This window comes from Sphingomonas sp. 1F27F7B (assembly GCF_005503355.1).
Taxonomy (GTDB): Bacteria; Pseudomonadota; Alphaproteobacteria; order Sphingomonadales; family Sphingomonadaceae; genus Sphingomonas.
In genome coordinates, this window is the sequence record NZ_SCMK01000031.1 from 12114 (window position 1) to 30491 (window position 18378).

Below are 18378 nucleotides of genomic sequence, written 5' to 3' on the forward strand. Positions count from 1 at the left end.
GGGACTATCCGGGCCAGACGCCGGGACTATCCGGGCCAGACGCCGGGACTATTCGGTCACACCGAGCTGCCACAGCACGAAGGCCATCTCGTCGGCGGCTTCCTTCAGGCTTTCCCACCGGCCGGACTTGCCGCCATGGCCGGCACCCATATTGGTCTTGAGGACCAGGACATTGTCGTCGGTCTTGGTCGCGCGCAGCCGGGCGGCCCATTTCGCCGGTTCCCAATATGTCACGCGCGGATCGTTGAGCCCGCCCGAGATAAACAGCGGCGGATATCCCTGCGCGGTGACGTTGTCGTATGGGCTGTACGAGCGGATCAGTTCGAACGCGGCCGCGTCTTCCACCGGATTGCCCCATTCGGGCCATTCGCCGGGCGTGAGCGGCAGGCTCTCGTCGAGCATGGTGTTGAGCACGTCGACGAACGGCACGTCGGCGACGACCGCGCCCCACAGCCCGGGATCGGAATTGACCACGGCGCCCATCAGTTCGCCACCCGCCGAGCGGCCCGCGATGGCGATGCCGCCGGCATGGGTGAAGCCCCGGTCGATCAGCCCCCGGGCCACATCGACGAAATCGTTGAACGTGTTGGTGCGCTTCTCGAGCTTGCCGTCGAGATACCATTGCTGGCCAAGATCGTCGCCGCCGCGGATATGGGCGATGGCGAAGGCGATGCCGCGATCGAGGAACGAGATGCGGCTGGTCGAGAAGCCCGGCGGGATCGCATGGCCATAGGCGCCATAGGCATAGAGATAGAGCTTGCCCGTGCCGTCCCTGGGGAAGTCCTTCGGATAGACGATGGAGACGGGCACTTCGGTGCCGTCGCGGGCGGGGATCTTCAGCCGCTCGGTACGGTATTTCGATCCGTCATAGCCCGACGGGATCTCCTGGATCTTCAACGTCTCGAGTGCGCCGGTCGCGACGGTATAGTCCTGGACCGTGCCCGGCGTGACCATCGATTCATAGCCGATGCGCAGCTTGTCCATCGCATATTCGGGATTGTCGCCCAGCCCCGCGACATAGCTCGCCTCGGGGAATTTCAGCCGCACCGGGGCGATGGCCGGATCATAGCGGTGGAGCTCGATCTGATCGAGCCCGTCCTCGCGTCCCTCGACAATGAAATAGTCGGCGAAGCACGTCACGCCGGTCATGTAGAAATGCGCCGAGGGGCCGATCCGCTCGCGCCATTCGCCGGGATTGCGCACCGGCGCGGTCACCAGCCGGAACTGCGGATCCACGTCGTTGGTGTGGATGAACAGCATGCCGTCATGCTCGTCCACGTCATATTCGCGGCCCTCCTTGCGGGGGGCGACGCAAGCCATCGGCAGCGACGGATCCTCCGGAGAGAGAAGATAGACTTCGCTGGTCACATGGTCGCCGGTCGAGATCAGCAGATAGCTGCGCGACTGGGTCTCGCCCACTGCGACCCGGTAGCCTTCATCGGCCTCCCTGAAGAGCTCGACATCGTTCGCGACCGGTTCGCCCAGCCGGTGCCAGCGCGCATTGTCGGTGCGCCAGTTCTCGTTGGCGACGCCGTAGAGAAAGCCCCTGGAGTCCGCGGTCCAGACGATCTCCGAGAGCATGCCGGGGATCAGGTCCGGCAGCAATTCGCCGGTCTCCAGGTCCTTCACGCGAACTTCGAACCGTTCCGAGCCGTTGTCGTCAAAGGCATAGGCGAGCAGCCGCCCGTCCGGGCTCACCGAGAAGGCGCCGAGCCGGAAATATTCCTTGCCCTCCGCCAGCGCGGGCTCGTCGAGGATCAGCACGTCCTCGCCGCCGTCGACATGGCGGCGCCACCAGCGCGGATATTCGCCGCCGGTCTCGTAGTCGGTCCAGTAGAGCCAGTCGCCGTCCTTTTGCGGCACGGTCGATTCGTCTTCCTTGATCCGCCCGCGCATTTCCTGGAACAGCGCTTCGGAGAGGGGCTCGAGCGGCTCCATCACTTTCTCGAAATAGCCGTTCTCTTCCTCGAGATAGGCAAGCACGTCCTTGTCGGTGACGGTGGGATAGGCCGGGTCCTTGAGCCAGGCCCAGGGGTCCTCGATGGTGACGCCGTGGCGAGTGAAGCTGTGCGGACGGATGGCGGCGACGGGCGGCGCGGGAAGATCGGTCATCGGCCTTTCCTAGGGTCCGTACTCGCTATCGGCAACGGTCGTGACGGAGCGGATTTTGGCGCACAGGTAGGAGCGAGGAGGGAGCGATGCCTTTGCATCGTGACCCCAAGGGACTCCGGCTCGCGACGCCGCTGTGCGCCAAAATCCGCCCGCTCCGAAGGGGTCGCCCTGGGAAGGCTCCTGGACTTCGTCGGACGCCGCTACGCGACTGCACGATCCTCCTCGCCAGCAGCCTTCCCAGGGCGATCACGGCCATTGCCGATAGCGAGTACGGACCCTAGCGCGCCCCTCAGCAGACCGCCACTGCCCGCCGCCGCACCAGTCGTGGCGCCAGCACCATCGCCAGCCCCGCCAGCGCCATCGCCGCGCCGGCGAGCGACACGGCCGGATAGCCCAGCCCCTGGCGGATCACTTCGCCGCCCAGCGCGGCGCCGATGGCATTGCCCAGGTTGAACGCGCCGATGTTCATCGCCGAGGCGAGGTTGGGCGCTTCGTGCGCAGCGTCCATCACGCGCATCTGCAATGGCGGCACCAGCGCGAAGCTCGCCGCGCCCCATAGCGGCAGCAGGATCATCCCCACCGGCAGCGAGAACATGCCGAAGGCGAACAGCACCAGCAGCACGGCCAGCGCCGCCGTCATCGTGATCAGCGCGGCCTCGACCGAACGGTCGGCGTAGCGCCCGCCCAGCCAGTTGCCCGCGGTAAGGCCGATGCCGAACAGCACCAGCGCCACCGTCACCTGGAAGGTCGAGGCATGGGCGGCGTCGCGCAGGATCGGCGCGATATAGGTGAACACGGTGAACATCGCGCTGAACCCCACCATGGTCAGCGCCAGCGCGAACAGCACCGGGCCGCGGCCGAGCACGCGCAGCTCCGCGCCCATATCGGCATCCGCCTGGCCGGGCAGCGCCGGCACGAACAGGCGCAGCGCCGCCATGGTCACCACGCCGATCGCCGCGATCGCGGCGAACACCGCGCGCCAGCCGAATGCCTCGCCCGCCCAGGTAGCGAGCGGCACGCCGCCGATCGTCGCGATCGTCAGCCCCATGAACATCGTCGCGATCGCTCCGGCTCGCCGCTCGGGCGGGACCAGGCCGGCCGCCACCACCGATCCCACGCCGAAGAATGCGCCGTGATTGAGTGACGTGACGATCCGTGCGGCCAGCAGCATCGCATAGCTGTCCGCCGCCGCTGCCAGCAGGTTGCCGAGCGTGAAGATGCCGGCGAGCGCGATCAGCAGCGTGCGGCGGGGCACGCGCCCGGTCGTCAGCGTCATCAGCGGCGCGCCGATCAGCACGCCGATCGCATAGGCGCTGACCAGCAGGCCGGCGGCGGGAATCGACACGCCCAGATCGCCCGCGATCACGGGCAGCAGCCCCATCGGCGTGAATTCGGTGACGCCGATGCCGAAGGCACCAATGGAAAGCGCAGTGAGGGCGAGGCGGGGACTCATGGATATGGCTCCGGATTTGTGCGGCAGCGCAAATGGACGGGCGTGCCTCCATTCGGTAGACCTACGAAAGGCGAAACATCTGTGCGCAGGAATCACGAATGACGCGGATCATGGTCGACCGCTCGGGCGAAATGGAGATCTTCGTGGCGGCAGTGCGCGAGGGCAGCCTGTCCGCCGCCGCGCGCCGGCTCGATCGCACCCCTTCGGCGGTGAGCCGCGCGCTCGCCCGGATCGAGGCGCGGCTGGGCGTCCGCCTGATTACGCGCACGACACGCCGGCTGGTGCTGACGCCCGAGGGCGATGCCTATCTCCACGCCGCGCAGCGCATCCTTGCCGACATCGCCGAAATGGAGGGCGAGCTCGCCGATCAGGCCGCGCCGCGCGGGCGCCTGCGGGTCAGTGCGGCACTCGCCCATGGCCGGCTCTCGGTGGTGCCGCTGCTCGGCGAATTCGTTGCGCGCCATCCCGGCATCCTGGTCGATATCAGCCTCAGCGATACGCTGGAAGATGTGGCCGGCGGCCGCGCCGATGTCGCGATCCGCTTCGGTCCGCTGGCGGACAGTCCGCTCACGGCCCGCAAGCTGGGCGAGACGGGCCGCACCATCGTCGCCTCGCCCGAATATCTGGCGCGCATGGGCATGCCGGCGCTGCCCGAGGACCTGCACGCCCATAATTGCCTGAACTTCAACTTCCGCCGCGCCGAACCGGTCTGGCCCTTTCGGCGCGACGGCCGCGACTATGCATTGCCCGTCGGCGGGAACATCGAAGCGAACAATGGCGAGACTTTGGTCCAGCTCGCGCTTGCCGGCGTCGGCGTCGTCCGGGTCGGGAGCTTCCATGTCGAGGACCATGTCGCCGCCGGACGGCTGGTCGCGCTGCTCGAGCCGTTCAATCCCGGCGATCGCGAGGATATCCACGCCCTGTATGTCGGCGGCGCCACCCGTCCGGCGCGCGTGCGCGCGTTCGTCGATTTCCTGGTGGAGCGATTGGTCGCGCGATCCTGACGGCGGATCGGGGCGAGGGATGCGTCAATCCTCACGGTCGCGTCCCGGCCGGTCGTACAGCTCCCACAGCTGTTCTCCGGTCACCACATCCGCATAGGGCCTGCCGTTCGCATCGCGGCTCGGCGCGTAGCGGAACCGCCGCTTGATCAGCTTGCAGGTAGTCTCGTCGAGATCCGCGTTCCCGCTCGATCGCGTCACCCGGCAATCGGTCACCCGCCCGTTCACGCCCACCGTGAAGCGCAGGCCCACCGTGCCGCTGGCGCCGGCCTCCGCCGCTGCCCGGGGATAGTCGCGCCCGGTGATGCTGCCTTCGAGCAGCCGCAATACCGTGCCGCCCCCGCCGCCCGGCCCGTTGCCGTCGCCGCCCGATCCCGAGCCGGTGCCGGATCCGCCCGCGCCGGTCCCCGGCCCGGCGACCGGCGCATTGCCCGAATGCGCATCATTGCCCTGTGCCGGGATCGTCGCGGCGGGGATCGGCTGGGGCAGCGGCGTCCTCACCGGCGCGGCCACTTCGGTGGCACGGGACACGAGGTTGGGCGGTGCGGCCTTGCCGGCTTGCCTGGGCGCGTGCGGCTTCGGCTTCGGGGCGACTTGCGGCTCCGGCGGGGGCGGCGGCGGCAGCGCGAAGGCTACCAGCCGCATCGCCGGTGCGGGGACGAGGTGGAGATTCACGCCCAGGCCGCGCATCAGCATCCAGACGAGCAGCGCCACCAGCGCGAGCGCGCCCAACGCGCTGCCGATCCGTTCGCGCGGGGTCGGGATGCCGGCGCCTGTCATGCCTCGGACAATGCGCCGGGCACTGCGAACGATCCCCATGAACGTCATGTTGTTTTCGGTTCATGCAACCGCCTGCCATCCGGCAAGTTGTTTGCGCATTGGATTCGAGGAAGGGATGGAAATCATGCGCAAGCTCATCGCGGCCACTGCCGCTCTCGCACTGGCGATGCCTGTCGCGATGGTTCCGACGGCGCCTGCCCAGGCTCAGTCGCACTACAAGGGCAAATCGTCCAAGTCGCGCACCTATTACAAGAAGTGCCGCCGCTCGTCGGGCACGGCCGGCCTGGTCGGCGGCGCCGCGGTGGGCGTGCTCGCAGGGCCCGCGATTATCGGCCATGGCCTGCTGGGTGCCGCGGTGGGCGGTGTCGGCGGTGCGCTCGGCGGCCGGGCGGTCGACCGCAGCATCACCGCGAAGAAGCGCTGCTATTATGTCCGTCGCTAGACTTTAGGTGGAGCGGCCGCGCGCGGTCACCGGCCAGGCGCCGGTCACCGTGTCGCCCGCCACCAGATGATAGGCGTCGTACAGATTCACCGTCGGGTCGCAGTGCGGCGGAACCAGCGTGACGCGTTCCGCCAGGCCCGGCAGGTCTCCGCCGATCAGCGCACCCTGCTCGTCGCCCATGAAGGCGTAGCGCGCGGTGCCCGAGGCGGGCACGGGCACCCCGGCATCGGTGGCGAAAGACTTCAATCCCGCATCGATCGTCACCATGCCGGGCGTGTTCGCGCTGACCACGGTGGAATCCACCCAGAGCGCCTGCTCGAAGCGCGGCCCCGCCAGCTCGCAGTCGCGATATTCGCGGTCGAGGAAGATGTAGCTTCCCACCTGCAACTCGGTGAGCACACCCAGTTCGGCGTCGATCGCGAAGGTGCCGGTGCCCGCGCCGGTCACCACGGGAATTGCGAAGCCCGCCGCGGCCAATGCCGCCAGCACGGTGCGCAGATAATCGGTCTTCTCCGTGATCGCCGCTTGCCGGTCCGCGAAACGGGCGATGTGCTGCTCGGATCCGCAATAATATTGCACGCCGCCCAGCGTCAGCCCGGCCTCGGCGATCGCCTGCGCCAGCGCGACCGCGGCCTGGGGCGAAGTCACGCCGGTGCGGTGCTTGCCCGGATCGACGTCGACGAAAACGGTCGCCCCACAGCCTGCCAGCGCGCGCACGATGTCCGGATGATCGGCGACCACCGAGAGCCGGATCTTCGCCGCCAGCGCGGCCAGCCGTGCGATACCGCCCCTGGTCACCACGGGCGAGGTGAGGTGGATGTCGCCCACGCCGTCCGCGGCGAGCGCTTCGGCCTCGCCCAGCTTGGCGCAGCAGATGCCCGCCGCGCCCGCCGCGATCTGCCGCCGCGCGATCTCGCCGCTCTTGTGCGTCTTGGCGTGCGGCCGCAGCGCCAGGCCGCGCGCGCCGGCGAAGGCCGCCATCGCGGCGATGTTGCGGTCCATCGCCGCCACGTCGAGCAGCAGCGCGGGGGTGGGCAGGTCGGCGCGGTGCATGGGGAAGTCGCTCATCGGCCAAGGGAGATAGCGCAAGGTGTGACTTTTGCCGAATAACGGCGCAAAGCAGCCCCATAGAGTCCAGCTAAGAGTAGAACCGATGTCCAGCTATGCCGACCGTCTCAAGGCTCTTCGCGAGCAGCTGAAGCGCGACCGTCTCGACGGTTTCGTGGTGCCGCTCACTGACGAGCACATGTCCGAATATGTCGGCGCCTATGCCCAGCGGCTCGCCTGGCTCACCGGCTTCCAGGGCTCGGCCGGCACGGCGGTGGTCCTGCCCCAGGAAGCGGCGATCTTCACCGACGGGCGCTACACGCTCCAGGTTCGCCAGCAGGTCTCGGCGGCGGATTGGGAATATGTCGGCGTGCCCGCCACCAGCGTGGCGTCGTGGCTCGGCGCGCATGCGCCGGACGGCGGCCGGATCGGCTATGATCCCTGGCTGCACACCCGCGCCTGGGTCGAGGAAGCGCGCAAGGCGCTTGCCGAGAAAGGGGCGGAGCTGGTCGCGGTGGATACCAACCCGATCGACGCCGTGTGGCCGAGCAAGCCTGCGCCCAGCGACGCAACGCTGGCGATCCAGTCCGATGCCGCCGCGGGCAAGTCCTCGCCCGCCAAGCGCGCCGAGATCGCCGACTGGCTGGCCGAGCGCAAGGCGGATGCCGTCGTGCTCTCCGCGCTCGATTCGATCGCCTGGGCGTTCAACATCCGCGGTACCGATGTCAGCCACACGCCGGTCGCGCTCGCCTATGCGATCGTCAATGCCGACGGCACCGCCGATCTGTTCGTCGCGCCGGAAAAGATGAACGACGCGGTCCGCCAGCATCTCGGCAATGCCATCCGCATCCATGACCGCGCCGCCTTCGCTCCTGCGCTCAAGGGCTTTGCCGGCAAGCGCGTTGCCGCCGATCCGGGCAGCGCGGTCGCCGCGGTGTTCGACGCGCTCGATGCCGGCGGCGCGAAGGTGCTGGCGCTGCGCGACCCGGTGATCCTTGCCAAGGCGATCAAGAATCCGGCCGAGATCGCCGGGCAGAAGGCTGCCCAGGCGCGCGACGGCGCCGCGCTCTCGCGCTTCCTGAAGTGGTTCGAGGAAACCGCCCCCCAGGGCGGCCTCACCGAGATGTCGGCCGCCGACAAGCTGCGCGAATTCCGCGAGGCGACCGGCGTGCTCAAGGACCTGAGCTTCGACACCATCTCCGCCACCGGCCCCAATGGCGCGATCCCGCACTACAAGGTCACCGATGAATCGAGCCTGCCGATCGAGCTCGGCCAGCTCTATCTCGTCGATTCGGGCGGGCAATATGCCGACGGCACCACCGATGTGACGCGGGTGATGCCGGTGGGCGAGACCGGCGACGAGATGAAGGACCGCTTCACGCGCGTGCTGAAGGGCCATATCGCCATCGCCACCGCGATCTTCCCTGACGGCACCACCGGCGCCCAGCTCGACAGCTTCGCGCGGCGCCCCTTGTGGGAAGTCGGCCTCGATTACGGCCACGGGACCGGCCATGGCGTCGGCTCGTACCTGTCGGTCCATGAAGGGCCGCAGCGCATCGCGCAGCCCTTCTATCCGGGCGGCCAGAGCCTGGAGCCGCTGCGCGAGGGCATGTTCCTGTCGAACGAGCCCGGTTACTATAAAGCGCAGGAATTCGGCATCCGGATCGAGAACCTGGTGCTGGTGGTCAAGCATTTGATTTCGGGTGCGGAACAACAAATGCTCGGCTTCGAGACGCTGACCTTCGCGCCGATTGAGCGAACGCTGATTTTACCATCTCTGCTAACCGCCCGGGAACTGGCCTGGCTCAATGCCTATCATGCTGAAGTATTGCGGGTCCTGGGCCCGCAGCTGGGCGGGGACGAGTTGGCATGGCTAGAAGCGAAGTGCGCACCTATCGGGTGATGTGGTTCCTGGCGGGTGCCGTCACGATGGCGATGTATCTCCTCGGGCCGCACGCGATCGCGCGCAACGCCTATGATGCCGCCGGCCGCGTCTCGCTCTGGGTGGCGTCGCTCTGAGAATCGGGCGCGTCGCCGGCTGCGGCCTGCGCGCGCGCCTGCGTCTTGCGTTTCCTCAGATTGGCCCGCAGCGCCTCGGCCAGGCGGGCCTTCTTTTCCGCTTCGCTCATCTTCCTGCGATAAACCGTCCCCGGGCGGGTTGACAATCGGTACTGCCCAAGCACATAGGCGCCTCCCGCTTGGGACCCGGCGCCGCCGGGCTGTTCGAGCGAGTGCTGCCGTAGCTCAGTGGTAGAGCGCATCCTTGGTAAGGCTGAGGTCGTGAGTTCAATCCTCACCGGCAGCACCACTCGTCCCTAGAAAGCGAACAGATCCCCCATGCGGGGCTCCTGCTCCAGGAATTCGGTCACAGCGGCATAGATCGCGCCGAGATCGGCATCGTCGATGCAATAGGGCGGCATCACATAGACGGTGTTGCCCAGCGGCCGGATCAGCACGCCGCGCTCCAGCGCGAAGGACCTGAGGCGCGGGCCCGCCGAATCGAGATAGGCCGATTCGCCCGTGCCGATCTCGGCCGCGACGATCGTGCCCAGCCGGCGCGGATTGCGGACCAGCGGATGCCGGGAAAGCGTGTCGAGATGGTCCTGCTGGCGGTCGCCCAGATCGGCGATGCGGGCGCGCACCGGCTCGTCGCGCCAGATCGCCAGATTGGCGTTGGCGGCCGCGCAGGCGATCGGATTGGCAGTGTAGCTCGACGAGTGGAAGAACATGCGGGCGCGGTCCTGCGAGCGATGTGCCTCGAAGATCGGCGGAGTCGCCAGCGTCACCGCGAGCGGGATCGCCCCGCCGGTCAGCCCCTTGGACAGGCAGAGGATGTCGGGCACCACCTGGGCCTGCTCGCATGCCAGCAGCGTGCCGGTGCGTCCCCAGCCGGTCATCACTTCGTCGGCGATGAACAGCACGTCGTGCGCCGCGCAGATCCGGCGCATCTCGGCCAACAGGCTGGCGGGATAGAATTTCATGCCGCCCGCGCCCAGCACCAGCGGCTCGACCAGCAGCGCGGCGGGCCGGCCACGGCACTGCGTTTCCAGCGCGTCGAGCGTCGCCCGGCTCCGGCCGGGCTCGGGGAAGGGGATGGTCGCCACGTCGAACAGCAAGGGCTGATAGGGCCGGTTGAACACGCCGCGCGCGCCGACCGACATGCCGCCGATCGTGTCACCATGATAGCCATGCTCGAGCACCACGATACGGTTCCTGGGTTCGCCGCGATTGTCCCAGAAGCCCAGCGCCATCTTCAGCGCCACTTCGACACTGGTCGAGCCGCTGTCGGAGAAGAACACGTGGCGGAGCGGATCGGGCAGGATCCGCACCAGTTCGCGGGCGAGCGCCTCGGCGGGCTCGTGCGTCCAGCCGGCAAAGATGACCTGGTCCATGCTGCCGGCCTGTTCGGCGATCGCGGCCATGATCCGCGGATGGCAATGGCCGTGCGTCGTCACCCACCAGGACGAGATCGCATCGACGAAGCGCCGCCCATCCCGCGTGTGCAGCGCCGCGCCTTCGGTGCGCACCACTTCCGGGATCGGCTCGCCGAGCCCATGCTGGGTGAAGGGGTGCCAGACGGGGGAAGTCATGCCGCGAAATCCGTGAGCGTGAACGCGCGTGCGAAGGCAGCGGCGAGGGAAGGGCGGTCGAGCGGATCGAGGATCGGCAGCCGTCCCAGCCGGCGAACCCCGCCGATCGCGGCGATGGTGGCTTCGCTGTCCTCGTTCGCCTCGCCGACGAACGCCACGCCGAGGATCGGCACGCTGCGCGCGCGGAGCGCCTCGATCGAGAGCAGGCTGTGGTTGATCGTGCCGAGCGCGGTGCGGGCGACCAGGACCGTGGGCAGCCCCCAGCGCGCGAACAGATCGGCATAGAGCAGCCGGCGCGTCACCGGCACCAGCACGCCGCCCGCCCCCTCGATCACCAGCGGATCCATCATGGGCGGATCGAGCCGGCCTGGATCGATCGTCACGCCGTCGATCTCGGCTGCCAGGTGCGGCGAGCAGGGCGTGTTGAGCCGATAGGCCTCGGGCGCTGCCGGCACCCCCGCCAGTGCGGCGACCCGCTCGGAATCGCCGCCGCCCTCGAGTCCGCTCTGCACTGGCTTCCAATAGGTTGCGCCCAGTGCCCCGGCGAGGCCGGCGGCGAACACGCTCTTGCCGATATCGGTATCGGTGCCGGTGACGACGATTCTCACGCGAGGCTCCCCAGCGCGCCGGCAAGGGCGGCGACATCGTCCTCGCCGATGTTCAGCGTCAGCGAAACGCGCAGTCGCGACGTGCCCGCCGGCACCGTGGGCGGCCTGATTCCGCGCACGTCGAAACCGAGCCGCTGCAATGCCGCCGCCATCGCCATGGTCCGCGCATCCTCCCCGATCACCAGCGGCAATATCTGCGAGCCGGTCGCCCGCACGCCCACCGGGGCCAGCAGCGCCTCCGCCCGCCGGATCAGCGCGTGCAGCCGTGCGCGCCGTCCCGGCTCGGCGATCAGCCCCAGCGCGGCGCGCACCGCCTCCGCCATCAGCGGCGAAGGCGCGGTCGAGAAGATGAAGGCCCGCCCGCGATTGACCAGGAAGTCGCGCACCACCGGCGGCCCGCACAGCAATGCGCCTTCGCAGCCGAGCGCCTTGCCGCAGGTGTGCAGCGTGATCAGGTTCTCGCGCCCTGCCAGCCCTGCTGCCAGCCCGCGCCCCTGCGGCCCGAACACGCCGGTGGCGTGCGCTTCGTCGACCAGCAGCACGGCCTCATGCCGGTCCGCCAGCGCGGCGAGCTCGTCGAGCGGCGCCTGGTCGCCGTCCATGGAATAGAGGCTCTCCACGGCGATCCAGATGCGCCCGGTGCCGCCCGCGTGCCGCCACGCCGCAATGGCGTGCTCGAACGCGGAGACATCGTTGTGCGCAGCCTCGCGCGCCTCCGCCCGGCCCAGCCGCATGCCTTCGTACGCGCTGGCATGGATCAGTGCGTCATGGACGATCAGGTCGCCGCGCTGCGGCAGCGTGGCGAGCAGCGCCGCATTGGCGGCATAGCCGGTCGAGAAATAAAGCGCGCTCCCGGCGCCGAAGAACCGTGCGGCTTCCGCTTCCAGCGCTTCATGCGCCGCATGATTGCCTCGCAGCAGCCGCGATCCGCCCGACCCGATCGGAATGCCCGCATCGATCGCCGCGCGCACTGCCGTCGCCAGCGCGGGATCGCCGGCCAGCGCCAGATAGTCGTTCGAGGAGAAATCCCGCCCCGCCCGCTGGGCCAGCCGTCGCGCACGGCTGCGTTCGGCGAGGTCGGCAAGGTCACGGTGCTGCGCTTCGAAATGGGGCATCCCCGCGCCCATAGGCGCAGCGGACGCGATCGGCCAAGCGCGGAAGCCCGCGTCCCCCGGCTCAGCCGTCCCGCGGCTCCGTCATGTCGAGCGCGTCGCGGAGCATGGACATCGGATTCACGTCGCCACTGGCGACCAGCACCGCATATTGATTGACGAGCTGCCACTTGTTGCGCTCGACCACCAGGATCAGGTCCTGGTTGAGCGGAATCTGGCTGCCGTCGATCCGGACCGCCGCGAAGAACAGGCCGTCGATCCAGAAGAGCGCGAGGCTGTTATTGCCGTTGAAGAACTTGCCCGGGCCGTCGCTCGCGTTGAGCGTCCGCGGCACGGCCTGCATGCCCGGCTGATATCGGTTGCCGCCGGATTGGCCCCAGCCCGGGATCGTGCCGCCCGAGGTTCCCAGGCCGTTGATGCTCAGGTTGAGATCCTGGCTGGTCAGGTTCATCACATAGACGTTGCCCGTCGCTGCGTTCGGAGCCTCGACCATCCTTCTCTCCCGCGATCCTGTGCGGCCGGGAAAATATCACGGGCCCCGCACGGCGTCGCCGCGGATTGCCGCCGTTTCGGCGATATCGGCCGCGCGCGACCAGCGGCTTGCGTCGCTCGCGGCGCTAGTGTATTATATAAATAATACACATGGGAGATGCGGGGTGCAGCGGTCCTTTGTCGGCGATCATGGCAGGCCCTTCGGCACGGTGGCGGCGCTGCTCTGCCTGTTGTTCACCATCGCGCTGATCGTGCTTGGCGACCTCTCGCACGATCTGGCCGGCGCCTCGGAGCCGTTCGCGGCGATCGCCCGGGGCAGTTTCGATGCTGCCCGCGCCCATTGGGGCCTGTTGCTGGCGGGCGAGATCGTCCGCTGCGTGTTCGCGGGCGCGATCCTGCTCGCGATGCTGACGCTGGCCGGGCCGATCGGGCCGCGCACGCCCGCGCGCGACCTGGCGCTGCTCGCCGGTGGCGCGGGAATCCTGTGCCTGGCCGCCGCCGCGCATTTCAACATCGAGGCGGCGGCGCTGCTCGGCATCGGCCGGGTCTCGCCCCGGGGCGATCTCGTCGCGGCGCTGACGGCGCTCGGCCATGCCGGAATCGCGCTCTGGACGGCGCTGAGCGTGCGCGAGGCGGGGGCTGCGCGCAGCCTTCCCGGCTGGGTGTTGCTCGCCGGCCTCGCCTTTGCCGGCCTTGTCCTCGCCTCCGGGTTCGCGCGCGTCCTGCTGGGAGGCGCCGCGTTTGCCGGAATCCTTTGGTGGGGTGGCATTTTCCTCACCCTGCACCGGCCGGAAGACCGCATCCGGCGCTGACTCCCATTGCAACCGGGCCGGGTTTCCCCGATCAGGCCGGCGAGCAAGGAGAAAGCCCATGAAGACCCGCGCCGCCGTCGCTTTCGCAGCGAAGCAGCCGCTCGAGATCGTCGAGCTCGATCTCGAGGGCCCCCAGGCGGGCGAAGTGCTGGTCGAGATCATGGCGACGGGCATCTGCCACACCGATGCCTATACGCTCGACGGGTTCGATTCCGAGGGCATCTTCCCCAGCGTGCTCGGCCATGAGGGGGCGGGCATCGTCCGCGAAGTGGGGGCGGGCGTCACCAGCGTGAAGCCGGGCGACCATGTGATCCCGCTCTACACCCCCGAATGCCGCCAGTGTAAGTCGTGCCTGTCCGGCAAGACCAATCTGTGCACCGCGATCCGCGCCACTCAGGGCAAGGGCCTGATGCCCGACGGCACGACCCGATTCTCGTACAAGGGCCAGCCGATCTACCATTATATGGGCTGCTCTACCTTCTCGAACTTCACCGTGCTGCCCGAGATCGCCGTGGCGAAGATCCGCGAGGACGCGCCGTTCCAGACCAGCTGCTATATCGGCTGCGGCGTCACCACCGGCGTCGGCGCGGTGGTCAACACCGCCAAGGTCCAGGTCGGCGAGAAGGTGGTGGTGTTCGGCCTGGGCGGGATCGGCCTCAACGTGATCCAGGGCGCCAGGATGGTCGGCGCGGACGTGATCGTCGGGGTCGACATCAATCCGGACCGCGAGGAATGGGGCCGCCGGTTCGGCATGACCCACTTCATCGACGGCAAGGGCAAGTCGCGCGAGGACGTGATCGCCGAGGTGCTCGCGCTCACCGACGGCGGCGCCGATTATTCGTTCGACGCCACCGGCAATACCGAAGTGATGCGTACCGCGCTCGAATGCTGCCATCGCGGCTGGGGCGAATCGATCATCATCGGCGTGGCCGAGGCGGGCAGGGAAATCGCGACGCGCCCGTTCCAGCTGGTCACCGGCCGGGTCTGGAAGGGTACGGCGTTCGGCGGTGCCAAGGGCCGGACCGACGTGCCGAAGATCGTCGACTGGTATATGAACGGCAAGATCGCGATCGATCCGATGATCACCCATGTCCTGACGCTGGACGAGATCAACAAGGGCTTCGATCTGATGCATGCGGGCGAGAGCATCCGCAGCGTCGTGGTATATTGACGGAGGAGATGCGGCGATGTTCAGCCATGTGATGGTCGGCAGCAACGACCTGGCGCGTTCCCGGAGCTTTTACGACGCGCTGTTCGGCGCGATCGGCGGCAGGCCGGCGATGGCCGATGACAAGGGCCGGCTGATCTACCTGCACAATGGCGGCCTCTTCATGGTCTCCGCGCCGCTCGACGGCGATCCTGCCTGCCATGCCAATGGCGGCACGATCGGCTTCGCGATGGACAGCGCCGAGCAGGTCGTCACCTGGCACGATGCCGGCGTCGCGGCGGGAGGCAAGTCGATCGAGGATCCGCCCGGCCTGCGCGACTTGCCCTTCGGCAAGATGCACCTTGCCTATCTCCGCGATCCCGACGGCAACAAGCTGTGCGGGGTCTGGCGCGTGCCGGCGTGAGCGGGGTCGTCAACCTGGCGGAGAAGTTCGCCGGCTTCTCGGAGCATTGGGCGCCGCGCATCGTCGCGCGCTACAACGACAATGACATCCGCATCGTGAAGGTGGAGGGCGAGTTCGTCTGGCACAGCCATCCCGAGACCGACGATTTCTTCCTCGTGCTCGAAGGCGTGCTCGACATCGAGCTGCGCGATCGCACGGTGACGCTCCAGCCGGGTGAGATCTTCGTCGTCCCGCGCGGCGTCGAGCATCGGCCGGTCGCGCGCCGGGGGGAAGTGAAGCTGATCGTCATCGAGCCGTCCGGCACGCCCAATACCGGCGACGCCGCGACGGCGACTCAGGTGGAGGCGCTTTGATGCCGCGGCGCCCGGCCTGCCGCGCATGACCGTGCCGGCCTGGATCCTGACTCTCGATTGCGAGGACCGGCCGGGCATCGTCGCGGCGGTAAGCGGATTCCTCGCCGCGCGCGACGGCTTCATCCTCGACAGCCAGCAATATGCCGATCTCGATTCGGGCCGCTTCTTCATGCGAGTCGAGTTCAAGGCGGCAGGTGCGCCGTTCGAGACCATGGCGCTGCGCGAGGCGTTCGCGCCGGTGGCCGAGCGCTTCGGCTTCGACTGGGCGATGACGGAGAGCGACAGGCTCCCGCGCATCCTGATCGCGGTGTCGAAGGGTTCGCACTGCCTCAACGACCTGCTCCATCGCTGGAAGACCGGCAGCCTGGGCGTCGAGATCGCGGGCGTGGTCTCCAACCACGGCACGCTGCGCGACCTCACCGAATGGCATGGCCTGCCCTTTGTCCTGCTGCCTGAAGGCAGGGACCTGCAGGAAGCGGCGCTGCTCGCCGAGTTCGATCGGGTCGGCGCGGACTATCTGATCCTCGCGCGCTACATGCAGATCCTGTCGCCCGCGCTCGCCGATCGACTGGCCGGGCGCTGCATCAACATCCATCACAGCTTCCTGCCGGGGTTCAAGGGCGCCAGGCCCTATCACCGGGCGCATGCGCGCGGCGTGAAGCTGATCGGCGCCACTGCGCATTTCGTCACCAGCGACCTCGACGAGGGGCCGATCATCGAGCAGGCGGTCGACCGCGTAGATCATCGTGCCTCGGTCGACGACCTGATCCGCATCGGCCGCGACATCGAGGCGCAGGTGCTCGCCCGCGCCGTGCAGTGGATCGGGGCGCGCCGCGTCTTCCGCAACGGCAACCGCACCATCGTCTTCCGCTGAAGGGCCGCCCATGGAACTGCTTTCCTCCAACAAGTCCCGGGGCGGCGTGCAGGGCGTCTATCGCCATGCCTCCGCCGCCACCGGCACCGACATGACCTTCTCTGCCTTCGTGCCAGAGCATGCCCCGGGCGCGAAGCTGCCGGTGCTGTGGTTCCTCTCCGGCCTCACCTGCACCCATGCCAATGTCACCGAGAAGGGTGAGTATCGCGCGGCCTGCGCCCGGCACGGCGTGATCCTGGTCGCGCCGGACACTTCGCCGCGCGGGCCGGGCGTGCCCGACGACGAAGCCTATGATTTCGGCCAGGGCGCCGGCTTCTATCTCGACGCGACCGAGGCGCCCTGGGCGGCGCAGTTCCGGATGCGCAGCTATGTCGAGCTGGAACTGCCCGGGTTGATCGAGGCGGAGTTCCCGGCCGACATGGCCCGCCAGGGCATCACCGGCCATTCGATGGGCGGGCACGGCGCGCTGACCATCGGCTTGCGCAATCCGGATCGCTTCCGCTCGGTTTCGGCCTTCTCGCCGATCGCGGCGCCGAGCCGGGTGCCCTGGGGCGAGAAGGCGCTTGGCGGATATCTGGGCCCGGATCGTGCGGCATGGCGCGCGCATGACGCCGTCGCGCTGATCGAGGACGGCGCACGCCTGCCCGCGCTGCTGGTCGACACCGGCGCCGACGATCCCTTCCTCGACACCCAGCTCAAGCCCGAACTGCTGGAGGCCGCCTGCGCCGAGGCGGGCATCGCGCTCACCCAGCGGCTCCAGCCGGGCTATGACCACAGCTATTATTTCGTCTCCACTTTCCTCGGCGACCATGTCGCCTGGCATGCGGAGCGGCTGAAGGCATGAGATACGACGTCCTCATCGTCGGCGCCGGCCATGGCGGAGCCCAGGCGGCGATCGCGCTTCGCCAGAACAAGTTCGAAGGCAGCATCGCGCTGCTCGGCGACGAGCCCGAGCTGCCCTATGAGCGGCCGCCGCTCTCCAAGGAATATCTCTCGGGCGAGAAGGCATTCGAGCGGCTGCTGATCCGCAACGCGGCATTCTGGGAGGAGCGCCGGGTGGTGCTGCTGCCCGGCCGCACCGTTACCGCGGTGGATCCCGTCGCGCATGCCGTCACCGCGGACGGCGAGGCGATCGGCTATGGCCAGCTGATCTGGGCGACCGGCGGCAAGCCGCGCCGGCTGGCCTGTGACGGGCATGACCTTGCCGGCATCCACACCGTGCGCACCCGCGCCGATGTCGACCGGATGATGGCCGAGCTGGACGGCGTCGCCCGCGTCGCGGTGGTCGGCGGCGGCTATATCGGGCTGGAGGCGGCCGCCGTCCTGGCCAAGCTCGGCAAGCAGGTCACCGTGATCGAGGCGCTGGATCGCGTCCTCGCCCGCGTCGCCGGCGCGCCGCTGTCGCGCTTCTTCGAAGCCGAGCACCGCGCGCACGGCGTCGAGATCCGTCTTGGCGCGCAGGTCGAGGCAATCGAAGGGGAGAGGCGAGTCACCGGCGTGCGGCTGGCGGGCGGCGAAGTGATCGCAGCCGACATGGCAATCGTCGGCATCGGCATTCTTCCCGCCGTGGAGCCGCTGCTCGCCGCCGGCGCGACCGGCGGAAACGGCGTGCTCGTCGACGAACAGTCGCGCACCAGCCTGCCGGACGTCTTCGCGATCGGCGATTGCGCGCTGCACGTGAACCATTATGCCGCCGACACTGCGATTCGCCTGGAATCGGTCCAGAACGCCAACGACCAGGGCACCGTCGCCGCGAAGACGATCTGCGGCATCGAAGCGCGTTACGACGCCGTGCCCTGGTTCTGGTCCAACCAGTACGACCTCAAGCTCCAGACCGTCGGCATCTCGGCCGGGCACGACACGCTGGTGGTCCGGGGCGATCCCGCCGCTCGCAGCTTCTCGCTGGTCTATTATCGCCAGGGCCGGGTGATCGCCCTCGACTGCGTCAACGCAGTCAAGGACTATGTCCAGGGCCGCAGGCTGGTGGTGGAGGGGATCGCCGCGGATCCCGCGCTGGTCGCCGACGCCGCGGTTCCGCTCAAGGAAATCGCAAGCTAGCCGAGCCTGACATAATGTCAGGTCTTATTGACAATCCCGTGCGACTCGCTATGTAAGGTGAACCTGACAGGAT

At 68.5% G+C, this 18378-nt stretch carries 19 protein-coding genes and 1 tRNA gene; 12 read left to right on the forward strand and 8 right to left on the reverse strand.

Annotation, left to right across the window (positions count from 1 at the left end; all coding sequences use genetic code 11):
• Nucleotides 1–48: 48 nt before the first annotated feature.
• Nucleotides 49–2112, reverse strand: coding sequence for a S9 family peptidase (locus FFS08_RS20875; RefSeq protein ID WP_137864456.1), 2064 nt, complete (start codon nucleotides 2110–2112; stop codon nucleotides 49–51).
• A 289-nt stretch (nucleotides 2113–2401) separates the two neighbouring features.
• Entirely contained in the window at nucleotides 2402–3565 is a 1164-nt protein-coding gene (locus tag FFS08_RS20880; protein ID WP_137864457.1) for an MFS transporter, read from the reverse strand.
• A 98-nt stretch (nucleotides 3566–3663) separates the two neighbouring features.
• Between FFS08_RS20880 and FFS08_RS20885 the strand changes: the two genes are divergently transcribed.
• Complete coding sequence (locus tag FFS08_RS20885) at nucleotides 3664–4569, forward strand: LysR family transcriptional regulator (protein ID WP_137864458.1); 906 nt, start codon at nucleotides 3664–3666, stop codon at nucleotides 4567–4569.
• Between the two features lie 24 nt (nucleotides 4570–4593).
• On the opposite strand, the gene FFS08_RS20890 is transcribed toward FFS08_RS20885, so the two are convergent.
• On the reverse strand, nucleotides 4594–5346 hold the full coding sequence (locus FFS08_RS20890) for an energy transducer TonB (protein ID WP_137864459.1): 753 nt from the start codon (nucleotides 5344–5346) through the stop codon (nucleotides 4594–4596).
• Nucleotides 5347–5470: 124 nt separating this feature from the next.
• Between FFS08_RS20890 and FFS08_RS20895 the strand changes: the two genes are divergently transcribed.
• Nucleotides 5471–5788, forward strand: a complete 318-nt coding sequence (locus FFS08_RS20895) for a hypothetical protein (protein ID WP_137864460.1) — start codon at nucleotides 5471–5473, stop codon at nucleotides 5786–5788.
• A 3-nt stretch (nucleotides 5789–5791) separates the two neighbouring features.
• On the opposite strand, the gene FFS08_RS20900 is transcribed toward FFS08_RS20895, so the two are convergent.
• Nucleotides 5792–6841, reverse strand: a complete 1050-nt coding sequence (locus FFS08_RS20900) for an alanine racemase (protein WP_249341246.1) — start codon at nucleotides 6839–6841, stop codon at nucleotides 5792–5794.
• Nucleotides 6842–6941: 100 nt separating this feature from the next.
• Here FFS08_RS20900 and FFS08_RS20905 point away from each other — a divergent pair, with 100 nt between their 5' ends.
• The 3 genes from FFS08_RS20905 (at nucleotide 6942) to FFS08_RS20910 (ending at nucleotide 9143) form a co-directional block, all read left to right on the forward strand.
• Nucleotides 6942–8738, forward strand: coding sequence for an aminopeptidase P family protein (locus tag FFS08_RS20905; protein WP_137864461.1), 1797 nt, complete (start codon nucleotides 6942–6944; stop codon nucleotides 8736–8738).
• On the forward strand, nucleotides 8705–8854 hold the full coding sequence (locus tag FFS08_RS23675) for a hypothetical protein (RefSeq protein ID WP_171012750.1): 150 nt from the start codon (nucleotides 8705–8707) through the stop codon (nucleotides 8852–8854). The genes FFS08_RS20905 and FFS08_RS23675 overlap by 34 nt, the downstream gene beginning before the upstream one ends.
• A 214-nt stretch (nucleotides 8855–9068) precedes the next feature.
• A tRNA-Thr gene (locus tag FFS08_RS20910) sits at nucleotides 9069–9143 on the forward strand.
• A 7-nt stretch (nucleotides 9144–9150) separates the two neighbouring features.
• Here FFS08_RS20910 and FFS08_RS20915 read toward each other — a convergent pair.
• From FFS08_RS20915 to FFS08_RS20930, 4 genes are all read right to left on the reverse strand, one after another.
• A complete protein-coding gene (locus FFS08_RS20915; protein ID WP_137864462.1) occupies nucleotides 9151–10425 on the reverse strand; it encodes an adenosylmethionine--8-amino-7-oxononanoate transaminase in 1275 nt (424 codons plus the stop codon).
• Entirely contained in the window at nucleotides 10422–11033 is a 612-nt protein-coding gene (gene bioD / locus FFS08_RS20920) for a dethiobiotin synthase (RefSeq protein WP_137864463.1), read from the reverse strand. Before bioD ends, FFS08_RS20915 begins: the two co-directional genes overlap by 4 nt.
• Nucleotides 11030–12148: an 8-amino-7-oxononanoate synthase gene (locus FFS08_RS20925; protein ID WP_137864464.1), complete on the reverse strand. Its 1119-nt coding sequence runs from the start codon at nucleotides 12146–12148 to the stop codon at nucleotides 11030–11032. Before FFS08_RS20925 ends, bioD begins: the two co-directional genes overlap by 4 nt.
• 61 nt (nucleotides 12149–12209) lie before the next feature.
• Nucleotides 12210–12638 carry a hypothetical protein gene (locus FFS08_RS20930; protein WP_137864465.1) on the reverse strand — a complete coding sequence of 143 codons (429 nt, stop codon included), beginning with the start codon at nucleotides 12636–12638 and terminating at the stop codon, nucleotides 12210–12212.
• 163 nt (nucleotides 12639–12801) lie between these two features.
• Between FFS08_RS20930 and FFS08_RS20935 the strand changes: the two genes are divergently transcribed.
• The 7 genes from FFS08_RS20935 to FFS08_RS20965 are packed head-to-tail and all read left to right on the forward strand — an operon-like array spanning nucleotide 12802 to nucleotide 18305.
• Nucleotides 12802–13449 carry a hypothetical protein gene (locus FFS08_RS20935; RefSeq protein WP_137864466.1) on the forward strand — a complete coding sequence of 216 codons (648 nt, stop codon included), beginning with the start codon at nucleotides 12802–12804 and terminating at the stop codon, nucleotides 13447–13449.
• Between the two features lie 58 nt (nucleotides 13450–13507).
• Nucleotides 13508–14620 (forward strand): S-(hydroxymethyl)glutathione dehydrogenase/class III alcohol dehydrogenase, encoded by a 1113-nt coding sequence (locus tag FFS08_RS20940; RefSeq protein ID WP_137864467.1) that lies wholly within the window; start codon nucleotides 13508–13510, stop codon nucleotides 14618–14620.
• A 16-nt stretch (nucleotides 14621–14636) separates the two neighbouring features.
• Nucleotides 14637–15020 carry a VOC family protein gene (locus tag FFS08_RS20945; RefSeq protein ID WP_137864468.1) on the forward strand — a complete coding sequence of 128 codons (384 nt, stop codon included), beginning with the start codon at nucleotides 14637–14639 and terminating at the stop codon, nucleotides 15018–15020.
• The gene (locus FFS08_RS20950; protein ID WP_137864469.1) at nucleotides 15017–15373 is read left to right on the forward strand and encodes a cupin domain-containing protein; all 357 of its coding nucleotides are present in this window, start codon (nucleotides 15017–15019) and stop codon (nucleotides 15371–15373) included. The genes FFS08_RS20945 and FFS08_RS20950 overlap by 4 nt, the downstream gene beginning before the upstream one ends.
• A gap of 25 nt (nucleotides 15374–15398) precedes the next feature.
• The gene (purU, locus tag FFS08_RS20955) at nucleotides 15399–16247 is read left to right on the forward strand and encodes a formyltetrahydrofolate deformylase (protein WP_171012751.1); all 849 of its coding nucleotides are present in this window, start codon (nucleotides 15399–15401) and stop codon (nucleotides 16245–16247) included.
• Nucleotides 16248–16257: 10 nt separating this feature from the next.
• Nucleotides 16258–17091: an S-formylglutathione hydrolase gene (gene fghA / locus FFS08_RS20960; RefSeq protein WP_137864471.1), complete on the forward strand. Its 834-nt coding sequence runs from the start codon at nucleotides 16258–16260 to the stop codon at nucleotides 17089–17091.
• The gene (locus FFS08_RS20965; protein WP_137864472.1) at nucleotides 17088–18305 is read left to right on the forward strand and encodes an NAD(P)/FAD-dependent oxidoreductase; all 1218 of its coding nucleotides are present in this window, start codon (nucleotides 17088–17090) and stop codon (nucleotides 18303–18305) included. Before fghA ends, FFS08_RS20965 begins: the two co-directional genes overlap by 4 nt.
• Nucleotides 18306–18378: the final 73 nt, after the last annotated feature.

Coding starts and splice junctions, on each gene's coding strand:
- FFS08_RS20905 (WP_137864461.1), top strand. CDS start 6,942: ATGTCCAGCTATGCCGACCGTCTCAAGGCTCTTCGCGAGCAGCTGAAG.
- FFS08_RS20930 (WP_137864465.1), bottom strand. CDS start 12,638: ATGGTCGAGGCTCCGAACGCAGCGACGGGCAACGTCTATGTGATGAAC.
- FFS08_RS23675 (WP_171012750.1), top strand. CDS start 8,705: ATGGCTAGAAGCGAAGTGCGCACCTATCGGGTGATGTGGTTCCTGGCG.
- FFS08_RS20965 (WP_137864472.1), top strand. CDS start 17,088: ATGAGATACGACGTCCTCATCGTCGGCGCCGGCCATGGCGGAGCCCAG.
- FFS08_RS20895 (WP_137864460.1), top strand. CDS start 5,471: ATGCGCAAGCTCATCGCGGCCACTGCCGCTCTCGCACTGGCGATGCCT.
- FFS08_RS20900 (WP_249341246.1), bottom strand. CDS start 6,841: ATGCACCGCGCCGACCTGCCCACCCCCGCGCTGCTGCTCGACGTGGCG.
- FFS08_RS20875 (WP_137864456.1), bottom strand. CDS start 2,112: ATGACCGATCTTCCCGCGCCGCCCGTCGCCGCCATCCGTCCGCACAGC.
- FFS08_RS20915 (WP_137864462.1), bottom strand. CDS start 10,425: ATGACTTCCCCCGTCTGGCACCCCTTCACCCAGCATGGGCTCGGCGAG.
- FFS08_RS20890 (WP_137864459.1), bottom strand. CDS start 5,346: ATGACAGGCGCCGGCATCCCGACCCCGCGCGAACGGATCGGCAGCGCG.
- FFS08_RS20940 (WP_137864467.1), top strand. CDS start 13,508: ATGAAGACCCGCGCCGCCGTCGCTTTCGCAGCGAAGCAGCCGCTCGAG.
- FFS08_RS20880 (WP_137864457.1), bottom strand. CDS start 3,565: ATGAGTCCCCGCCTCGCCCTCACTGCGCTTTCCATTGGTGCCTTCGGC.
- FFS08_RS20925 (WP_137864464.1), bottom strand. CDS start 12,148: ATGCCCCATTTCGAAGCGCAGCACCGTGACCTTGCCGACCTCGCCGAA.
- purU (WP_171012751.1), top strand. CDS start 15,399: ATGACCGTGCCGGCCTGGATCCTGACTCTCGATTGCGAGGACCGGCCG.
- FFS08_RS20945 (WP_137864468.1), top strand. CDS start 14,637: ATGTTCAGCCATGTGATGGTCGGCAGCAACGACCTGGCGCGTTCCCGG.
- fghA (WP_137864471.1), top strand. CDS start 16,258: ATGGAACTGCTTTCCTCCAACAAGTCCCGGGGCGGCGTGCAGGGCGTC.
- FFS08_RS20885 (WP_137864458.1), top strand. CDS start 3,664: ATGACGCGGATCATGGTCGACCGCTCGGGCGAAATGGAGATCTTCGTG.